Raw genomic sequence first — 17,290 nt, forward strand, 5'->3', positions numbered from 1 at the left:
GGCGCGGGGAGTGATCAGCGCAGGTGCACCGGGAGGGAGCGGTGGCCGTTGGAGATGAAGGAATCCACCGGCTCCAGCTCCTCCCCGGGCACCGCCGGGCGCAGCCCCGGGAAGCGGTCGAAGAGCGCCGGCAGCGCGATCCGCGCCTCCAGCCGTCCCAGCGGAGCCCCCAGGCAGAAGTGCACGCCGCACCCGAAGGACAGGTGCTCCTTGTCGGCACGGGTGACGTCGAAGCGGTCCGCGTCGTCGCCGTACCTGCCCGGGTGGCGCCCGGCGGCGGCGTACGCGGCCAGGATCGCCTCGCCCTTGCCGATCACGACACCGGCGGGGCCGCCGAACTCCTCCATCACCAGGTCCTCCACGGCGTACCGCAGCGGCAGGCTGGCGACCGGCGCCTCGACGCGCAGCGTCTCCTCGATCACGTCGTCCCAGGAGGCGCTGCCGTCGCGGACGAGGGCGAGCTGGTCGGGGTGGGTGAGCAGGGCGTGCACGGCGTTGTCGAGGAGGTTGACCGTGGTCTCGTGGCCCGCGCTGACCATCAGCACCAGGGTGTCGAGGAGTTCCTGCTCGCTGAGCCGGGTGCCGTCCTCGTCGTCACGGGCCGCGATGAGAGCGGTGGTCAGGTCGTCGCCGGGCGACTCCCGCTTGAGCGCGACGAGCTTGGCGAGCGCGGCGTAGAACCGGGTGTAGATGTCGGTGACCTCCTCCGGGGTGGCGGAGGTGTGGAAGATGCCGTCCACGACGGCCCGCAGTTCCGCGCCCTGGTCCTCGGGCAGGCCGAACAGCTCGCTGATCACCTGGATCGGCAGCGGGTAGCAGAAGTCCTCCCGCAGGTCGACGGGGCGCCCGTCCCGCCCGGCCTGCTCCACCCGGTCCAGCAGGTTCCGGGTGATCTCCTCGATCCGGGGCTGGAGCGCGGCGGTGCGGCGGGCGGTGAACGCCTTGGAGACCAGCGCGCGCAGGCGCTTGTGCTCACCGCCGTACGCGGTGAACATGTTCTGCACCGCCACCCAGGTGAACAGCGGCCACTCGGGGGCGATCTCGCCGTTGATCCAGCTGTTCCAGTGGCGCCGCGGGTCCTTGGAGACGCGGGGGTCGGTGAGCAGGCGCCTGAGCAGGCCGGGGTCGCTGACGGCCCACGCCGCGACGCCGTCGGGGAGTTCGACCGGGGTCACCGGTCCGCGCTCGCGGATCCGGGCGGCCTCGCCGTGGATGTCCCGGCCCGTCGGGTCGATCACTAAGGGGTCGGGGTGACCCATCGCAGCCTCCTGGATGTTCCTGCGCCGATACGGCCCGTAACGCTACGTCGCCGTCGCGGGGCCGGACGAGGTCCGGCCGCGCGTGCTGCGTACCGTCACAACTTCCGTGCGCGTGACCGCAAGTCGGCGGCACCGCGCCGGCCCTAGGGTCGGGACGTCGGACGGGAGGACCGGTGAGGGTGATGACAGGCAGCTGGGCTCCACGGTGGATGCCGCGGGACAGTCCCGAGGCGAAGCTGCTGGCCGCCGGCTACTGGTGGGACGCCGTCCGGGTACCGCTCGACCTGGGCCTGCACGCGCTGCGGCACCTGGGGGACGAGACGGGAGCCGTGATCACGGACGGCTACGGCCGCATCCTGTACTGGCTGATCCGGCCGGGCTCCGCGGCCGACTGGAGCCTCGCCCCGGTGTCCGTCCTGACCTCGGGCTCGCACGTCGTGGTCCCGCCCCTGCACCGCACCACGGGCCCCGGCCCGCACTGGCACGTACCGCCGTCCCGCGGCCGCGAATGGACCAGCGCGGCACGCCTGCACTCGGCCCTGAGCACCTGCCTGGCCACCGACGCCTGCTGCCCGTCCTGACCTCCGAACCACACGGGCTTACGGCTGCGTACGCCGCCCCGGTGAACGAGGTGACAGAGCACCTGCAAGCACCCGCCACGCCGTCGGCGCCCGCCCTGCTCCTGCGCCCGTGGCGACACGGCCGACGCCGCCGCCCTGGTCGACGTCTTCCGCGACGACGCCCTGCGCCGTCGGCCGAGCGCCGCCGTGCGGGACGAAGCCGGCGCCGCACGGTGGGTGCGGGCCCAGCGCGAGGCACGCGAGGCGGGCGAGCGCTTCGCCTTCGCCGTGGTGGAAGTCTCCCCCGCCGGGGAGGACGGGCGGCAGGCGGGACACGTGGTCCTCAAGCGTCCCGCGTCCGGCGCACCGTCCGGCGACGTCGGCTACTGGACCGCCGCGCACGCCCGCGGTCGCGGTGTGGCGCCGAGAGCACCGGGCGCGCTGACCGACTGGGCCTTCGCCGCCTTCGCCGCCTTCGCCGAGGACGGGCTCGCGCGGCTCCGGCTGCTCCATCAGGCCGACAACACCGCTTCCTGCCGCGTCGCGCGGAAGTGCCGGTACGAACCGGCCTGGTCCGTGCCCGCGGCGCCCCCGGCGTTCCCGCCCGACGGCTGTCTCCATCTGCGTCGCCGCGGCTGCTGACCGGTCGCCGTGGGCCGTTCGGGTGGTGGATCGGCGGGTCCGGTCGTAGCTTCGGAAGCGGGACGGACCGGCCGGCGTCACCGGGGAGGGGTCATGCGTACAGGCGGATGGGGCACGGCGGTCGCGGTGTGCTGCGCCGCGTCGCTCGCGGCGGCCGGAGCGGCTCCCTCCGCCGCCGGACCGGCATCGGCGGCCGCGTCGGCCGGGCAGGTCGCGCAGCAGCGGCCGCGGCTTCCCGTGCTGGTCGACTGCCTCTGGCACCCGCGGGTACGTCCCGTCGGCTTCATGCTCGCCTGCGGTGACGGCAACAGCCGCCTGACCGCCCTGCACTGGTCCCGGTGGGGATCGGACTCGGCGACGGCCGAGGGCGTGAACGCGGTCAACGACTGCAAGCCCTACTGCGCGGCGGGCACCTTCCGCTCCTATCGCGTCACCGTCCGGCTCGGCCGCCCGGAGCCCTGGAACAAGCGGCCGCACGTCCGGCACTTCACCCGGCTGACCCTCGAGTACCACGGCAGCAGGCCGGACATCCACCCGCGAACCGTCACCCTGCCCCTGTGGAACTGACGGGCGGGCTCAGCGCTCCTCGGGCCGCCGGGCCTCCGGCGCCTCCCCCGCGGTGAGGTGTTCCAGCACCGTGACCAGTTCCCGGCATGCCTGTGCCACCGACCTCCTGGTGTTGAGCTGCTCGGTGATCACGGCGGACAGGAGCAGGGCGGTCAGGGCCATGGAACCGTTGAACGCCTGGAGCTTCATCAGGACCTCGGCCCGGGTCAGATGGTCGAACGGGCCGACCCGGTCCATCGCGACGAGGGTCGCCATGACGGAGGCGTACAGGGCGCACAGCATGCTGCCCATGAGCTGGAACCGCAGGGCCGTCCAGATCAGCAGCGGGTAGACGAGGAACAGCGTGCTGACGTCGTTGTAGCTGAACAGGGGCACCAGAGCGGCGATCAGGAGCGCCGTGCCGACGGCTTCCTTCCACCGGGACATGTCCATGGGCCATCGCGCGTGACGCAGCATCAGCAGGATCGGGGTGACGATCAGGATGCCCATGGCGTCGCCCACCCACCATCCCAGCCACACCGTCCAGAAGCCGCCCGCGGGGATCTTGTCCGTGATCAGCAGGAGCAGGGCGCCGCTGGTGGCGCTGATCGTCATCGCGGCGAACGCCCCCAGGAACACCAGTTCGAGGCCGTCCCGCAGGTGGCCGAGGTCGGCGCTGAAGCCGACGGCGCGGAGCAGCAGGAAGGCGACGACGGGCGCGGCGGTGCTGCCGAACACCGTGCCGATGGCGCTGGGCTGCAGGGAGGGGGCGACGGACGCGACGACGAGGAAGGCGCCGAGGGCGATGCCGAGCCAGCAGCGCAGACCGAGCACCAGCAGGCAGGCCAAGGCGATGCCGGTGGGGGGCCAGACGGGTGAGATGATCGCGTGCTTGGCGGCGAGGTGGCCCAGCAGCCCCAGCCGGCCGCCCAGGAAGTACGCAGCGGCCACGGCCAGCGTCTGGAGGACGTAGGCACCGGTCCGCCGCAGGTCCTGGGTAGTCACCACAGTTGCCATCAGACACCGGTCCCGGCGCGGCGGCGAGGCGAGAGCCCCGGCGTCGGGCCCTATGGCTGAACGCCGGGCCGGTCGTGGCCGACCACGAGCACGGCCGCGTCGTCCTCGTGGCCCACCCGCTCGGCCACCTTCAGCACGGCGTCGGCGAGCGCGCCCGCCTCCATCCCCGCGACCGCGGCGGCGCCTGCCAGCCGCGCCACCCGGTCGAGGCCCTCGTCGACGTTCAGGGTGGGCCCCTCGACCACCCCGTCGGTGAGCATGATGAAGACGCCGCCCGTGGTGAGCCGGTGCCGGGTCACCGGGTACCGCACCCCCGCCAGGACGCCGAGCGGGGGGCCGCCGCGGGTCTCGGCGACGCCGGACTTGCCGTCCGCCGTGGCCCAGATGTGCGGGGTGTGGCCGGCCCGCGCGCTCTCCAGGACGCCCGTCGCCGGGTCGAGCCGCATGAAGGTGCAGGTGGCGAACAGGTCCGTGCCGAGGGACAACAGCAGGTCGTTGGTGCAGGCCAGCAGTTCGCCCGGCTCGCCGGTGACGGAGGCGAGCGCCCGTAGGCCGACCCGGACCTGGCCCATGAAGGCGGTCGCCTCGATGTTGTGGCCCTGCACGTCGCCGATGGACAGCCCGAGCCGGCCGTCGGGCATGGTGAAGGCGTCGTACCAGTCGCCGCCCACGTTGAGGCCGTGGCAGGCCGGCGCGTAGCGGACGGCCAGCCGGTAGCCGGGGACCTCGGGCAGGTCCCGGGGCAGCATGCCGCGCTGCAGGGCGATGGCCAGCTCTACGCGGGAGCGCTGCTGCTGCGCGAGTTCGCGCGCCTGGGCAGTCAGCGAGGACAGCCTGGCCAGCAGTTCGTCCCCGTCGTCCGTCGGGCGCGTGCGGAACATGGATCACTCCGGTGAGGGCATCAGCCCCTTCAGATTGAAACTCCCTCATATTAACCATTTCGGGCGACAAGGTGGGGTGCCGTGCTCCCGGCCGGCGGAAGCACGGCGCACGCCGTCGGCGTCAGCCGCCCAGGGCCGCCATCACCACGTCCTTGGCCTCCTCCTGCACCTGGCGCAGGTGGTCGGGGCCGCGGAAGGACTCGGCGTAGATCTTGTACACGTCCTCGGTGCCCGAGGGACGGGCCGCGAACCACGCGTTCTCGGTGGTGACCTTGATGCCACCGATGGGCGCGCCGTTGCCCGGAGCCTCGGTCAGCACTCCGGTGACGGCCTCTCCGGCCAGTGTGTCCGCGCCGACCTGAGCGGGCGAGAGCTTGGCGAGCAGCGCCTTCTCCTCGCGGGTGGCAGGGGCGTCGATGCGGGCGTAGGCGGGCGCGCCGAAGCGGGCGGTGAGGGCCGCGTAGTGCTCGGAGGGCGTCTTGCCGGTGACGGCCAGGATCTCGGAGGCGAGCAGCGCGAGGATGATGCCGTCCTTGTCCGTGGTCCACACCGAGCCGTCGCGGCGCAGGAACGACGCGCCGGCCGACTCCTCGCCGCCGAAACCGAGCGAGCCGTCGACCAGCCCGTCGACGAACCACTTGAACCCGACGGGCACCTCGACCAGCCGGCGCCCCAGGTCGGCGGCGACGCGGTCGATCATCCCGGAGGACACCAGCGTCTTGCCGATCCCGGTGCCGGCGGGCCACTGCTCGCGGTGGGCGTAGAGGTAGGCGATGGCGGCGGCCAGGTAGTGGTTGGGGTTCATCAGGCCCGCGTCGGGCGTGACGATGCCGTGCCGGTCGGCGTCGGCGTCGTTGCCGGTGGCGATCTGGAAGCGGTCGCGCTGTTCGATGAGGGAGGCCATCGCGTACGGCGAGGAGCAGTCCATGCGGATCTTGCCGTCCCAGTCGAGCGTCATGAACCGCCAGGTGGGGTCGGCGAGCGGGTTGACCACGGTCAGGTCGAGCCGGTGCTGCTCGGCGATGCGGCCCCAGTAGGCGACCGACGCCCCGCCCAGGGGGTCGGCGCCGATGCGCACGCCGGCGGCGCGGACCGCGTCCAGGTCCAGCACGCTCGGCAGGTCGGCGACGTAGGCGCCGAGGAAGTCGTGGCGGGCGGTGGTGGGCGCGGCGAGCGCCCGGGTGAGGGGGATGCGCCGTACGTCCTTCAGGCCGCCCGCGATGATGCTGTTGGCGCGGTCCTGGATCCAGGAGGTGGCGTCGGAGCCGGCCGGTCCGCCGCTCGGCGGGTTGTACTTGAAGCCTCCGTCGGCGGGCGGGTTGTGCGAGGGGGTGACCACGACGCCGTCGGCGAGTGCGGAGGCGCGTCCGCGGTTGTGCGTGAGGATGGCGTGCGAGACCGCGGGGGTCGGGGTGTAGCCGTCGGCGCTGTCGATGAGCACCGTCACCTCGTTGGCCGCGAACACCTCCAGCGCGGTGACCCGCGCGGGTTCGGACAGGGCGTGGGTGTCGGCGCCGAGGAAGAGGGGGCCGTCGGTGCCCTGCGCGGCGCGGTACTCGCAGATGGCCTGGCTGGTCGCGGCGATGTGGTCGTCGTTGAACGCCGTCGCCAGGGACGATCCACGGTGCCCGGACGTGCCGAACGCCACCCGCTGCGCCGGGTCGGCCGGGTCCGGGTGCAGCGCGTAGTACGCGGTGACCAGCCGGGCGACGTCGACGAGATCCTCGGGGCCGGCCGGCCTGCCCGCTCGCTCGTGCTGCATGTGCCCGCTCCTCCACATCGGTTGACCTGTGTTGCCTGCCGGCCCATCTTCCCCCGTCACCCCGGCGCCGTGCGAGAGCGCACGGAACAGGGCCCGCCGCGAGGGGTGGCCGGCCGGGCGGCGGACTCAGCCGGGCCGGGGCCGCAGACGGGCGGTGAGGACGGCGATGTCGTCGTCCGCCCGCGGTGTCGCCAGGCGGGCGACGACCTCGTCCAGGACCTGCCCGGCATCCAGGCCGGGGTGCAGGCGCAGCCGGGCCTGCCGGGAGAGCGAGGTGTCGATGTCCTCGCCGCGGCGTTCGACGAGTCCGTCGGTGAACATCACCAGAGTGTCGCCCGCGCCCAGGGACAGGGTGGTCGTCGTGTGGTCGGGCGGCCCGGCGCCCAGCGGCGGGCCGGCCGGCAGGGGGAGCAGCTCGCCGGTGCCGTCCGGGCGGAAGACGGCCGGCGGGAGGTGCCCGGCGGCGGCGAGGGCGACCGAGCGGCCCGCCGGGTCCAGCAGGGCGAGCAGGCAGGTGGCGGGCCTGCGCCGGGCGTCCGCGGCGGCGATGGCGTCCATCCGGCGCAGGACGCGGTGCGGCGGCAGACCGGCGGCGGCGACGTAGCGCAGCGTCGAGCGGTAGGCGTTCATGTCGACCGCCGCGTCCAGGCCGTGCCCCATCACGTCGCCGACGACGAGGAGGGTGCGGCCGTGGCGCAGGCGTACGGTCTCGAACCAGTCGCCGCCCACCGCCGTGCCGGGGCCGGCGGGCACGAATCGGGTGGCCACCTCGACGCCGGGGTGCGGGTGGCCCGGTCCGGCGGGCGGGCCCGCCGCGAGGGGCGGGGCCGTGTCCCGCGGCGGGCGGTGTCCGGCGGCGCGGTGCAGATGGGTGGCCGGGTGCAGACGGGTGGCCGGGTGCAGATGGGTGGCGTGGTGCAGATGGGTGGCGGTGAGCCGGGCGGCGTAGTGCACCGCGGCGGCCTCGCCGTCGTCGAACGCCCGGCCGGCGCGGACCGCGAGGACGACTCCGTAGGCCCGGTCCCAGGCCAGGAGCGGCACGGACAGCGCGGCCACCGGTTCGTGGCCGTCGAGGCTGAGCGAGGCGGTGATCGGGTGGCCCGCGTCCAGCGCGCGGACCAGGATGCTGCGCCGCGGCACGTGCCGCAGGCCGTCCAGCAGGTCGCGGCGGCCCGCCGCGGCGGCGGCGCGCAGGGCGCCGCGCCGTGCGCGCGGGTCCTCCTGCCGCGTGAGCAGGTCGACGGCCGCGGCGTCGCACAGTTCCCCGACCAGGAAACGGGCGCACTCCGCGGCTGTGCCGCGTTCGTCCGGCGTGGTGCCGATCGCGGCGACGGCCCGCTGCGCCAGGGTGAATCGATCGGCCGGCCCCGGCCGGGGCGTGGCAACCCGTTGACGTTCCACCATCGTTCCCTTCTGCCGTCTCCATCCCAGCATCAGCGAGGCCGACGGGCCGGTAGCGACCCGGTCGGGATACGGGGTCGGCGCGGCAGCGGGGGACGGCGGCGGTCGGGGCGGCAGCGGGGGACGGCGGTCGGGGTCGGTCGGGGCGCGGGCCCGGCACGCACGGGGCCCGGCGCGCCGTGTGCCGCACGGCCGGCCGGGCCCCGGCGAGTCGTCGTCAGCCGCCGTTGAGGCGCGCCCGCAGCAGTTGCAGGTCGCCAGTCAGCCCAGGTCCCACAGGAACCGGTGGGTGTGGATGCCGAAGTAGGGGAACGGCTGGATCTGTTCGACGCCTTCGATCGGCCGCACCACGTCGTTGACGAAGTCGAGCAGTTCCCGCGGCCCCGGCGCGACCACTTCGGCGAACAGATCGAAGCCGCCCGACGTCAGCACCGAGTAGACCACTTCGGCGCGCCGGGCGAGTTCGTCGGCGACCGGACGCGGGTCGCCGTCCACGCGGATGCCGAGGAGGGCCATGGCCTGCCCGCCCATGGACATCGGGTCGGTGACGCCGACGACCTGGACGGTCTTGGAGTCCAGCAGCCTCTGCAGGCGCTGCCGGGCGGCCGACGCCGACAGCCCGACCCGGGGCCCGAGGTCGGCGTAGGCGATGCGGCCGTCGGTCTGCAGCTCGCGCAGGATGGCCCGGTCGATCTCGTCCACGTGCGTCGTCCTTTCCTTCCGCTGTCCGCCTTCCGCGGTCGCCGTGTCAGCCGGCCAGTTCGGACAGGGCGGCGGCGAACAGCTCCGTGTGGGCGTCGACGTCCTGCTCGGTCGTGTCGGGGCACATGAGGGCCATGTTGTGGAACGGCGTCAGCAGGATGCCCCGGTTGGCCAGGTAGAGGTGGAGGAAGTCCTCCAGGTCGGGGTCGGCGGCCGCGGCGGACTCGGTGCCGGTGCGCGGCGCCGGGTCGGCGAAGCGGTACTCGGTACGGGCGCCGAGCCGGCTGACCGACCAGGGCAGCGCGTGCGCCTCGATGCCCGCGCGCACGCCGGCCTCGAACCGCTGCGACAGTTCGTCCATGCGGGCGAAGGCCTCGTCGGTGAGGACGTGTTCCAGCGTGGCGCGTACGGCTGCCATCGACAGGGCGTTGCCGGCGAGCGTGCCGCCGACGCCTCCCATGTCGACCAGGTCGAGGTCGTCGCGCTCCAGCAGGCGCTCGGCCAGCTCGGCGGACAGGCCGTAGGCGCCGGCCGGGATGCCGCCGCCGATGGCCTTGCCGATGGTGAGCAGGTCGGGCTCCAGGCCCCAGGCGGCGGTGCAGCCGCCGGGTCCGGCCGAGAAGGTGTGCGTCTCGTCGTTGATGAGCAGGGTGCCGTGCCGGCGGGTCAGCTCCCGCACTCCGGCCAGGTAGCCCGGCTCGGGCAGGACGATGCCGATGTTGGTGAGCGCGGGCTCCATCAGGACGGCGGCGACGTCGCCGTGGGCCAGCTCGCGCTCCAGCTGGTCGAGGTCGTTGAACTCCGCGACGCGGCTGGTCAGCGTGACGTCGCAGGGAGCACCGACGTTTCCGGGGCGGGCGGTTCCGTTGCCGTCGGGCCCGACCACGATCAGCGACTCGTCGACGCTGCCGTGGTAGCTGTAGCTGTTCACGAGGATCTTCGGGCGGCCGGTGACGGCGCGCGCCAGCCTGATCGCCCACCGGTTGGCGTCGGTGGCCGTGAGCGAGAAGCTCCACCGGGCCAGGCCGAAGCGGCGGGTCAGTTCCGCGCCCACGAGTTCGGCGTCCTCCGTCGGCAGCATCGCCGTGGCCCCGCCCTGGTCGGCGAACCGGTGCCGGACCGCCTCGGCCACCACGGCCGGGGAGTGACCGGCCATCGCGCCGGTGTCCCCCAGGCAGAAGTCGATGTACTCGTGCCCGTCGATGTCGGTCACGCGGGCGCCCCGCGCGGTGGCCAGGTAGCGCGGGAAGGGGCCGGCGGTCTTGTTCATCCAGGTCATCGGCACCCGGCCGAACAGGTGGTCGGCACGCCCGTAGGCGTCCTTCGAGCGCGGGCAGCGGCGCACGGCCTCGGCCCTCTCGCGGGCCAGCAGGTCCTGCAGGCGGGAGCGGTCCATGGGTCACCTCGGGATGTCGCGTACCGATCGAACAGCCGGACACTACGACGGAAAACATCGTATGGACAAGTAGCAGCCACTGTTTCCGTCGCCTGCGCGATCGATTCCTTCGTCTTGCGAGGTCCAGCAACATGTCCCGCCGGGACATCTGTCCCAATGGGACATCAGGCGGTAGGGTGACCGGTGGGGGCGAGGAAGGCGCACGATGGAGGCGAGGGAGGCGATGCAGTCCATGTCCGCCACGGAGGACCGCCGACAGCGCAAGGCGCGGCAGACCCGCAACGCGCTGGCGGGGGCCGCCCTCGACCTCATCCTCGAGCGCGGGCTGGCGGCCACCACGGTGGAGGCGATCGCGGAGCGGGCGGACGTCACGCGCCGCACCTTCAGCAGGTACTTCACCGGCAAGGAGGACGCGGCCCTGGACTTCGTGCGCGGCGACGGCGACCGCATCAACGCGCTGCTGCGCGCCCGGCCCCCGGCGGAGCCGCCGCTGCTCGCCTACCGCCGGGCCGTGCGCGAGTGGCTCGCCGACCGCGACAACCCGGCCTGGCACGTGCGCCCCCGGATGCGGCGTCTGCTGGGCCTGGTGGACGGGGAGCCCGCGCTGTTCGCCGCCTACGAGCGCATCCGGGTCGACGCCCAGGAGGAGTCGATCCGCATCATCGCCGGCCGGCTCGGCGCCGACGACGTCCGGGACGTGCGCCCGGCCGTCGTGGTGGACGCCGCCGCCGGTGTCCTCACCGCCGCCCTGCGCATCTGGGCCCGCGGAGACGACCGTCACGACTCGGGAGCCGCAGACCTCGCCGCCCTGGTGGAGCGGGCCTACGACGCCCTGACCGGCGAGGCCGCGTCCGCGGCCGCGCACAGCACCACCGAAGAGTGAGAGCACCATGAGCACCCACACCCCCGAGCCCGTCGCCGACTACGCGACCGAGTTCACCGGGAAGACCGCCCTCGTCACGGGCGCCGCCTCCGGCATCGGCCTGGCCACCGCACGCCGGCTGGGCGCCGGCGGCGCCGGCGTGGTCGTCGCCGACTACAACGCCGAAGGGGCCGAGAAGGCGGCCGCCGCGCTGAAGGCGGAGGGCATCTCCGCCGCCGCCGTGAAGGTGGACGTCACGCGGCCCGAATCGGTGGCCGCCGCCGTCGCCTTCGCCGTCGACACCTTCGGCGGCCTGGACCTGGCCGTGAACAACGCCGGCATCGGCGGCCCCAGCGCCCCCACCGGCGAGTACGACATCGAGGCCTACGAGCGCGTCATCAGCACCAACCTCAACGGCGTCTTCTACTCCCTGCGCCACGAGCTGCCCGTGATGGAGGCGGCCGGAAATGGCGGCGCCATCGTCAACGTGGCCTCCATCCTCGGCTCGGTCGCCTTCCCCGGCTCCCCCGCCTACGTCGCCGCCAAGCACGGCGTCGTGGGACTGACCAAGACGGCGGCCGCCGAGTACGCGGCCAAGGGCATCCGGGTCAACGCGGTCGGCCCCGGCTTCATCGAGACGCCGCTGCTGCAGGGCATGGACAAGGCGGCCTACGACGGTCTGGTCGGGCTGCACCCCGCCGGCCGGCTCGGCCGCCCCGAGGAGGTCGCCGAACTGATCGTCTTCCTGCTGTCCGACCGGGCCTCGTTCGTGACCGGCAGCTACCACCTCGTCGACGGCGCCTACACCGCGGTCTGAACGGCGCGAAGGAGCAGGAGTCATGAAGGCACTGCAGTACCGCACCATCGGCGCCGCCCCCGAGGTGGTCACCGTCCCCGATCCCGAACCCGGCCCCGGACAGGTCCTGCTGAAGGTCACCGCCGCCGGCGTGTGCCACTCCGACATCGCGGTGATGAGCTGGCCCGCCGAGGGCTTCCCGTACGAACTCCCGCTCACCCTCGGCCACGAGGGCGTCGGCACGGTCGTGGCGCTGGGCGCCGGGGCCTCCGGCGTGCGCGAGGGCGACGCGGTCGCGGTGTACGGGCCCTGGGGCTGCGGCACCTGCGTCAAGTGTGCGGAGGGCAAGGAGAACTACTGCCTGCGGGCCGAGAAGCTGCGCATCTTCCCGCCGGGGCTCGGCAGGCCCGGTTCCATGGCGGAGTACCTGCTCGTGGACGACCCGCGGCACCTGGTGCCGCTGGAGGGGCTCGACCCCGTCGCGGCGGTTCCGCTGACCGACGCCGGCCTGACGCCGTACCACGCCGTCAAGCGGGCGCTGCCCAAGCTGGTCCCGGGCACCACCGCGGTCGTCATCGGCGCGGGCGGGCTCGGGCACGTCGCGGTCCAGCTGCTGCGGGCGCTGACCCCGGCCCGGGTCGTCGCCCTCGACGTGAGCGAGGACAAGCTGCGGCTGGCCCGTGAGGTCGGCGCGCACGAGACGGTGCTGTCCGACGCCGCCGCGGCCGGCGCGGTCCGCGAGATCACCGGCGGCGTCGGCGCGGAGGCGGTGTTCGACTTCGTAGGCGCCGAGCCCACCGTCGCCACCGCGGCTGCCGTCGCGGCCGTCGAGGGCGACATCTCCATCGTCGGCATCGCCGGCGCGGCACTGCCCGTGGGCTTCGGGCACCTGCCGTTCGAGGTGTCGGTCAGCTCCCCGTACTGGGGCAGCCGCAGCGAGCTGATCGAGGTGCTCGCGCTGGCCCGCTCCGGCGCGGTGTCGGTGCACACGGAGACCTTCTCCCTGGACGACGCCCCGCTCGCCTACGAGCGGCTGCACGCCGGGACGATCAGCGGACGCGCGGTGATCGTCCCGAACGGCTGACGGTCCCCCGCCGTGCCGGTGCGCCCCGCCAACGGGCCGCACCGGCACGGCAGTTCAGAGACCAGCACGGAAACGATCAGGAATCGGCAATCCTGGCGGCGAAATTCAGCTCTACCGAGCGCGAGTGATCGGCGACGGTGTGTACTGTCCTGCGAGCGTCTCCGCGAGGGGCCGCGGACCGTGACCATCCTGGAGATCCGCCGTGACCGTGACCGACCGCGTCGCCCTCGATCCGTTCGGCGCCGACATCGCCGCCGAGACCGCCCGTCTGCGCGCCCACGGCCCGATCGTGCCCGTCGAGCTGCCCGGCGGCATCCCCGCGTGGGCGCCCACCCGCTACGACACCCTCAAGGACCTGATCCTCGACCCCCGGGTCAGCAAGGACCCGCGACGGCACTGGAAGCTGTGGCCGGAGATCGGCGAACACCCCTCCTGGGGCTGGATCCTGGGCTGGGTGGGCGTGGTCAACATGCTGTCCACCTACGGGGCCGACCACGCCCGCCTGCGCAAGCTGGTGGCCCCGAGCTTCACGCAGCGGCGCACCGAGGTCATGCATCCGCGCGTCGAGGCGATCACCACGCGGCTGCTCGACGCCATGGCGGCCTCCGGCACGGACGTGGTCGACGTCAAGGCGGCGCTGGCGCATCCCCTCCCGATGCGGATCATCTGCGAACTGTTCGGCGTGCCGGACGAACTGGTCGACGACACCGCCCGTCTGATCGCCGCCATCATGGACACCTCCGACCCGAGCCCGGAGCACGCCGCCTCGGTGCAGCGGCAGATCGGCACGGTGCTGCCCGCGCTGATCGCCCACCGCACCCGGCACCCCGGCGACGACCTCACCACCGAGCTGATCCGGGTGCGCGACGAGGACGGCGACCGGCTCAGCGACGAGGAACTGCTGTACACGCTGCTGCTGGTGATCGGCGCCGGTTTCGAGACCACCGTCAACCTCATCGGCAACGCGGTGGTCGCCCTGCTGACGCACCCGGAGCAGCTGGCGGCCGTACGGGCCGGGACGATCGGCTGGGACGCGGTCGTCGACGAGACGCTGCGGGTGCACCCGTCCATCGCCGCTCTGCCGTTGCGGTTCGCCGTCAGCGACATCGCCGTCGGCGACGTCACCGTCGCGGCGGGCGACGCGATCATCACCACGTACGCCGCCGCGGGCCTCGATCCCGCGCACTACGGGCCGGCCGCGGACCACTTCGACGCGGCCCGCGGCGCCGACGACCATCTGGCGTTCGGCATCGGCGTGCACCGCTGCATCGGCGCTCCGCTCGCCCGCGTGGAGGCGCTGACCGCGCTGCCCGCCCTCTTCGACCGCTTCCCCGGCTTGCGACTGGCCGTCGACGAACGGGAGTTGCGGCAGGTGCCGTCCTTCATCGCGTCCGGCTGGCAGGAGATCCCGGTGCGGCTGCGCGGGTGAGACCGCGGGGGGCCGACCAGTCCCCCGTCCCGGTCGCGCCCCCGCGGCCCGTCGAACCTACGTCGCTGGTCCGGGCTTTGTGAATCGTGCCGGTGCCCGCCCCGGCGTCCCGAGGACTCACCTGTGCACAAGTTAGTCCCGATCGCCCGGTTATGCCCCGTGGAGGGCGGGCGGTTCGAGGGCGCCGAGGGCCAGATGGGCGAGGACCACCTCGTAGAGGTCGCGGCCGGCGGCGAGGAGCTGACGTTCCAGTACCGGTTCCGCGCTGCGGACGTGCTCGCGCACGGTCTGCGCGTGCACCCCCAGGGTCTGCGCGGCCCGCTCGGCGTTGCCTCCGGCGGCGATCCAGGTGCGCAGCGTGCGACGCAGGTCGCGGCTGTCCGCGGCCAGGCGTCCGAGCAGGTCGTCGGCCCAGGTGCGCAGGGCGGCGCCGGTGAGGAGGTCGCCGAGCCGGACCCGCGCCGCGGCGTCGGTGCCGGCCCGCGGCGGCGCCTCGGTGAGGCCCGCGTGCGCGTTCAGCGCCAGGTGGACGACCGCGCGGACCGCGAGGCCGGAGAAGTCCGTCCGCAGCAGGGCCTCCACGCGCTCCATGCGGGCGCGGACGGTGTTCCGGCTCACGCCGAGCACCTTCGCGGCGCTGACGGCGGTGAACTCCAGGCCCAGCCGCGTGATGGCGAGGAGTTCGGCGCGGGAGTGGTGGGCCAGACCGTCCAGGGGACGCAGCACCCCGGCGGTCCAGTGATGCAGCGCGGCCGGGTCCGTCAGCCGCTCGGGGTGGGTGCGTTCGGCGTACACGGCCTGCCGGTCGGGCCGGAAGCGGGCCACGGCCAGGGCGCTGACGGCCTGACCGTAGGCGGCGGCGGTGCGGGCGAGGCGCTGCGGGGCGCTGCCGCCGAGGAAGGTGCCGGGCCGCCGGCCGATCAGGGAGCGCAGCTCGTCGGCGGCCGTGTCGTGCGGTGCGACGACGATGACGTGCGCGTCCATTGCGGGGCAGCGCACGACGAGCACCCGCTCGCCCGTCGCCTCGATGCACTCCTCGGCGGTCCGGTCGCGGTCGTCGACGTGGCCCTCCAGCACGTACACGCACGCGGTGTCCGCGTCGAGCAGACCGGGCCATAAGCCCGCGGCCACCCGGCGCGCCGAGACGGTGTCCTCCACCATCAGCAGTTGCAGGATCGCCAGGCGCAGATCGGCGGTGGCCCGCTCCAGCCGGCGTCCGGCGGCGGACGTCGCACGCGCCCGGAGCAGCACCTCCAGCACCTGGGCGGTGTACGTCACGATGTCGGAGGCCCGCCGGTCGAAGGGGTCTCGCGGGCGGCCACGAGTACGCCGGCCGACGCGGGCCGGGGCCGCTCGACCCGTACCAGGCGCAGATGGCGCCCCCGGCCGTCCCACGCGGCGGAGGCGATCCGGCCGGAGACGATGTCGGCGGTCAGGTCCTCCTCCAGCGGCGTCGGGGTGCCGGCGAGGAGGGCGCCGGAGCCGTCCTGGAGACAGGCGGTGCCGTCCTGGAGACAGGCGGTGCCCCGCACGGCGCCGGCCGGCCAGGCGACGACCTTGCGGACGTCGCGTCCGGTGGGCCGGAGGTGGTCGAGCAGTTGCTGCGCCCACGCCGGGCCGTCGTCCTGCGTCACCGCCGTGGTACGGGTCCCGTCCTCGCGGCCGGCCATGTCGGGCTTCTCCTCGTCCAGCGCGTCGGCCTCGGCACATCGCTCGGGGACGTTACCCCACACGAGCCACACGACCCACCCGACACCCGACACCCGACGCCCGACCGCGGTCGCCGCCTGACAACGCGTCCCGGCCGCCCCCTGACAACGCGTCCCGGTCGCCCCCGACTACGCGGCCGAGTCGGCGCCCACCGGCACAATCCATCCCCGTCGGCTCAGCCCGCCCGGTCCCACCGGCACAATTCCAACGGCCCCGACGGGCAGCCCCAGCGCCCTCTGACGGCACAACCGGGTCCGTACACGTCCGTGCGCGTCCGTGCACGCTGGCACACCCCCATCGACTCCCGACGGCGCGGCCCCTGCCGACCCCACCCCCCGACAGCCCGGCCTCTCCGCTCCCGCCGACCCCCATCGACCCACCGCAGCCCCGCCGGTGTCGCCCGCCGGTGCCCACCGGCGCAACCTGCCCCCAGCACAGCCCCGCTCACCACGCCCGCGCAGTCCCTCCGCCCCGCGGGCGCAGCGCGTCCGCGGTCGTCCCTGTGCGGTCCGCGTGCGCGGACGGCATAAGCTCGGTAGATGGCCAAGTACTTCGACGTGCACCCCGACAATCCCCAGCCGCGCACCATCGGCCAGATCGCCGCCCTCGTCCGCGCGGACGCCCTCATCGCGTACCCCACCGACTCCTGCTACGCGCTGGGCTGCCGGCTGGGCACCCGTGACGGGGTGGAACGCATCCGTTCCATCCGTCATCTGGACCACCGGCACCACTTCACCCTCGTCTGCCAGGACTTCGCGCAGCTCGGCCAGTTCGTGCGGATCGACAACGACGTGTTCCGGGCGATCAAGGCGTCCACGCCGGGCAGCTACACCTTCATCCTGCCCGCGACGAGGGAGGTGCCGCGGATCCTGCAGCACCCCAAGAAGAAGACGGTGGGCGTGCGCATCCCCGATCACGTCGTCACCCAGGCCCTGCTCGCCGAGCTGGGCGAGCCGCTGCTGTCCAGCACGCTGCTCCTGCCCGACGAGGAGGAGCCGATGACCCAGGGCTGGGAGATCAAGGACCGGCTGGACCACGTGCTGGACGCGGTGGTCGACTCCGGCGAGTGCGGCACCGAGCCGACGACGGTGATCGACTTCTCGGGCGGCGAGGCGGAGATCGTACGGCGCGGCGCGGGGGACGCGACACGGTTCGAGTGAGACCCGGGGGCGGACGAAGCGGGCGTCTCGCCCCGTGGAAACATGGGCATTCGATCATCCGGCCCAGGTCGGGCCGGTGGTGC

The 17,290-nt window shown here is 73.9% G+C and carries 14 protein-coding genes and 2 pseudogenes; 8 read left to right on the forward strand and 8 right to left on the reverse strand.

Annotated features, from left to right (window positions below):
- Positions 1-14 precede the first annotated feature (14 nt).
- Positions 15-1,259: a cytochrome P450 gene (locus tag AB0G63_RS31455; RefSeq protein ID WP_360757202.1), complete on the reverse strand. Its 1,245-nt coding sequence runs from the start codon at positions 1,257-1,259 to the stop codon at positions 15-17.
- Between the two features lie 182 nt (positions 1,260-1,441).
- Between AB0G63_RS31455 and AB0G63_RS31460 the strand changes: the two genes are divergently transcribed.
- The 3 genes and pseudogenes from AB0G63_RS31460 to AB0G63_RS31470 all read left to right on the forward strand — a co-directional run bounded on the left by AB0G63_RS31460 (position 1,442) and on the right by AB0G63_RS31470 (position 3,028).
- Positions 1,442-1,840 carry a hypothetical protein gene (locus tag AB0G63_RS31460; RefSeq protein WP_360757205.1) on the forward strand — a complete coding sequence of 133 codons (399 nt, stop codon included), beginning with the start codon at positions 1,442-1,444 and terminating at the stop codon, positions 1,838-1,840.
- Positions 1,841-1,935: 95 nt separating this feature from the next.
- Positions 1,936-2,461, forward strand: a pseudogene (locus AB0G63_RS31465) (GNAT family N-acetyltransferase).
- 93 nt (positions 2,462-2,554) lie between these two features.
- On the forward strand, positions 2,555-3,028 hold the full coding sequence (locus tag AB0G63_RS31470) for a hypothetical protein (RefSeq protein ID WP_360757208.1): 474 nt from the start codon (positions 2,555-2,557) through the stop codon (positions 3,026-3,028).
- Positions 3,029-3,037: 9 nt separating this feature from the next.
- Here the strand turns inward: AB0G63_RS31470 and AB0G63_RS31475 are convergent, their stop codons facing one another.
- The 6 genes from AB0G63_RS31475 to AB0G63_RS31500 form a co-directional block, all read right to left on the reverse strand.
- Positions 3,038-4,024 carry an MASE1 domain-containing protein gene (locus AB0G63_RS31475; RefSeq protein ID WP_360757211.1) on the reverse strand — a complete coding sequence of 329 codons (987 nt, stop codon included), beginning with the start codon at positions 4,022-4,024 and terminating at the stop codon, positions 3,038-3,040.
- 50 nt (positions 4,025-4,074) lie between these two features.
- Positions 4,075-4,905 (reverse strand): PP2C family protein-serine/threonine phosphatase, encoded by an 831-nt coding sequence (locus AB0G63_RS31480; RefSeq protein WP_360757214.1) that lies wholly within the window; start codon positions 4,903-4,905, stop codon positions 4,075-4,077.
- 121 nt (positions 4,906-5,026) lie between these two features.
- On the reverse strand, positions 5,027-6,667 hold the full coding sequence (gene pgm, locus AB0G63_RS31485) for a phosphoglucomutase (alpha-D-glucose-1,6-bisphosphate-dependent) (protein WP_360757216.1): 1,641 nt from the start codon (positions 6,665-6,667) through the stop codon (positions 5,027-5,029).
- Between the two features lie 126 nt (positions 6,668-6,793).
- Positions 6,794-8,071 carry a PP2C family protein-serine/threonine phosphatase gene (locus tag AB0G63_RS31490; protein ID WP_360757219.1) on the reverse strand — a complete coding sequence of 426 codons (1,278 nt, stop codon included), beginning with the start codon at positions 8,069-8,071 and terminating at the stop codon, positions 6,794-6,796.
- Positions 8,072-8,329: 258 nt separating this feature from the next.
- On the reverse strand, positions 8,330-8,770 hold the full coding sequence (locus AB0G63_RS31495; protein ID WP_360757222.1) for an Lrp/AsnC family transcriptional regulator: 441 nt from the start codon (positions 8,768-8,770) through the stop codon (positions 8,330-8,332).
- Between the two features lie 46 nt (positions 8,771-8,816).
- Entirely contained in the window at positions 8,817-10,166 is a 1,350-nt protein-coding gene (locus tag AB0G63_RS31500) for a transaminase (protein WP_324789603.1), read from the reverse strand.
- Positions 10,167-10,398: 232 nt separating this feature from the next.
- On the opposite strand from AB0G63_RS31500, the gene AB0G63_RS31505 reads away from it, so the two are divergent.
- The 4 genes from AB0G63_RS31505 to AB0G63_RS31520 all read left to right on the forward strand — a co-directional run bounded on the left by AB0G63_RS31505 (position 10,399) and on the right by AB0G63_RS31520 (position 14,337).
- Positions 10,399-11,049, forward strand: a complete 651-nt coding sequence (locus AB0G63_RS31505) for a TetR family transcriptional regulator (protein ID WP_360757309.1) — start codon at positions 10,399-10,401, stop codon at positions 11,047-11,049.
- 7 nt (positions 11,050-11,056) lie between these two features.
- Positions 11,057-11,845 (forward strand): SDR family NAD(P)-dependent oxidoreductase, encoded by a 789-nt coding sequence (locus AB0G63_RS31510; protein ID WP_360757224.1) that lies wholly within the window; start codon positions 11,057-11,059, stop codon positions 11,843-11,845.
- A gap of 22 nt (positions 11,846-11,867) precedes the next feature.
- Positions 11,868-12,908, forward strand: a complete 1,041-nt coding sequence (locus tag AB0G63_RS31515; RefSeq protein ID WP_360757227.1) for an NAD(P)-dependent alcohol dehydrogenase — start codon at positions 11,868-11,870, stop codon at positions 12,906-12,908.
- Positions 12,909-13,110: 202 nt separating this feature from the next.
- Entirely contained in the window at positions 13,111-14,337 is a 1,227-nt protein-coding gene (locus AB0G63_RS31520) for a cytochrome P450 (protein WP_360757229.1), read from the forward strand.
- A 150-nt stretch (positions 14,338-14,487) separates the two neighbouring features.
- On the opposite strand, the pseudogene AB0G63_RS31525 reads toward AB0G63_RS31520, so the two are convergent.
- A pseudogene (locus tag AB0G63_RS31525) lies at positions 14,488-16,007 on the reverse strand (helix-turn-helix domain-containing protein).
- A gap of 579 nt (positions 16,008-16,586) precedes the next feature.
- Here AB0G63_RS31525 and AB0G63_RS31530 point away from each other — a divergent pair.
- Positions 16,587-17,207, forward strand: a complete 621-nt coding sequence (locus AB0G63_RS31530; protein WP_360757232.1) for an L-threonylcarbamoyladenylate synthase — start codon at positions 16,587-16,589, stop codon at positions 17,205-17,207.
- Positions 17,208-17,290 lie beyond the last annotated feature (83 nt).

Source organism: Streptomyces sp. NPDC020996, from assembly GCF_040641355.1.
Lineage (GTDB): Bacteria > Actinomycetota > Actinomycetes > Streptomycetales > Streptomycetaceae > Streptomyces.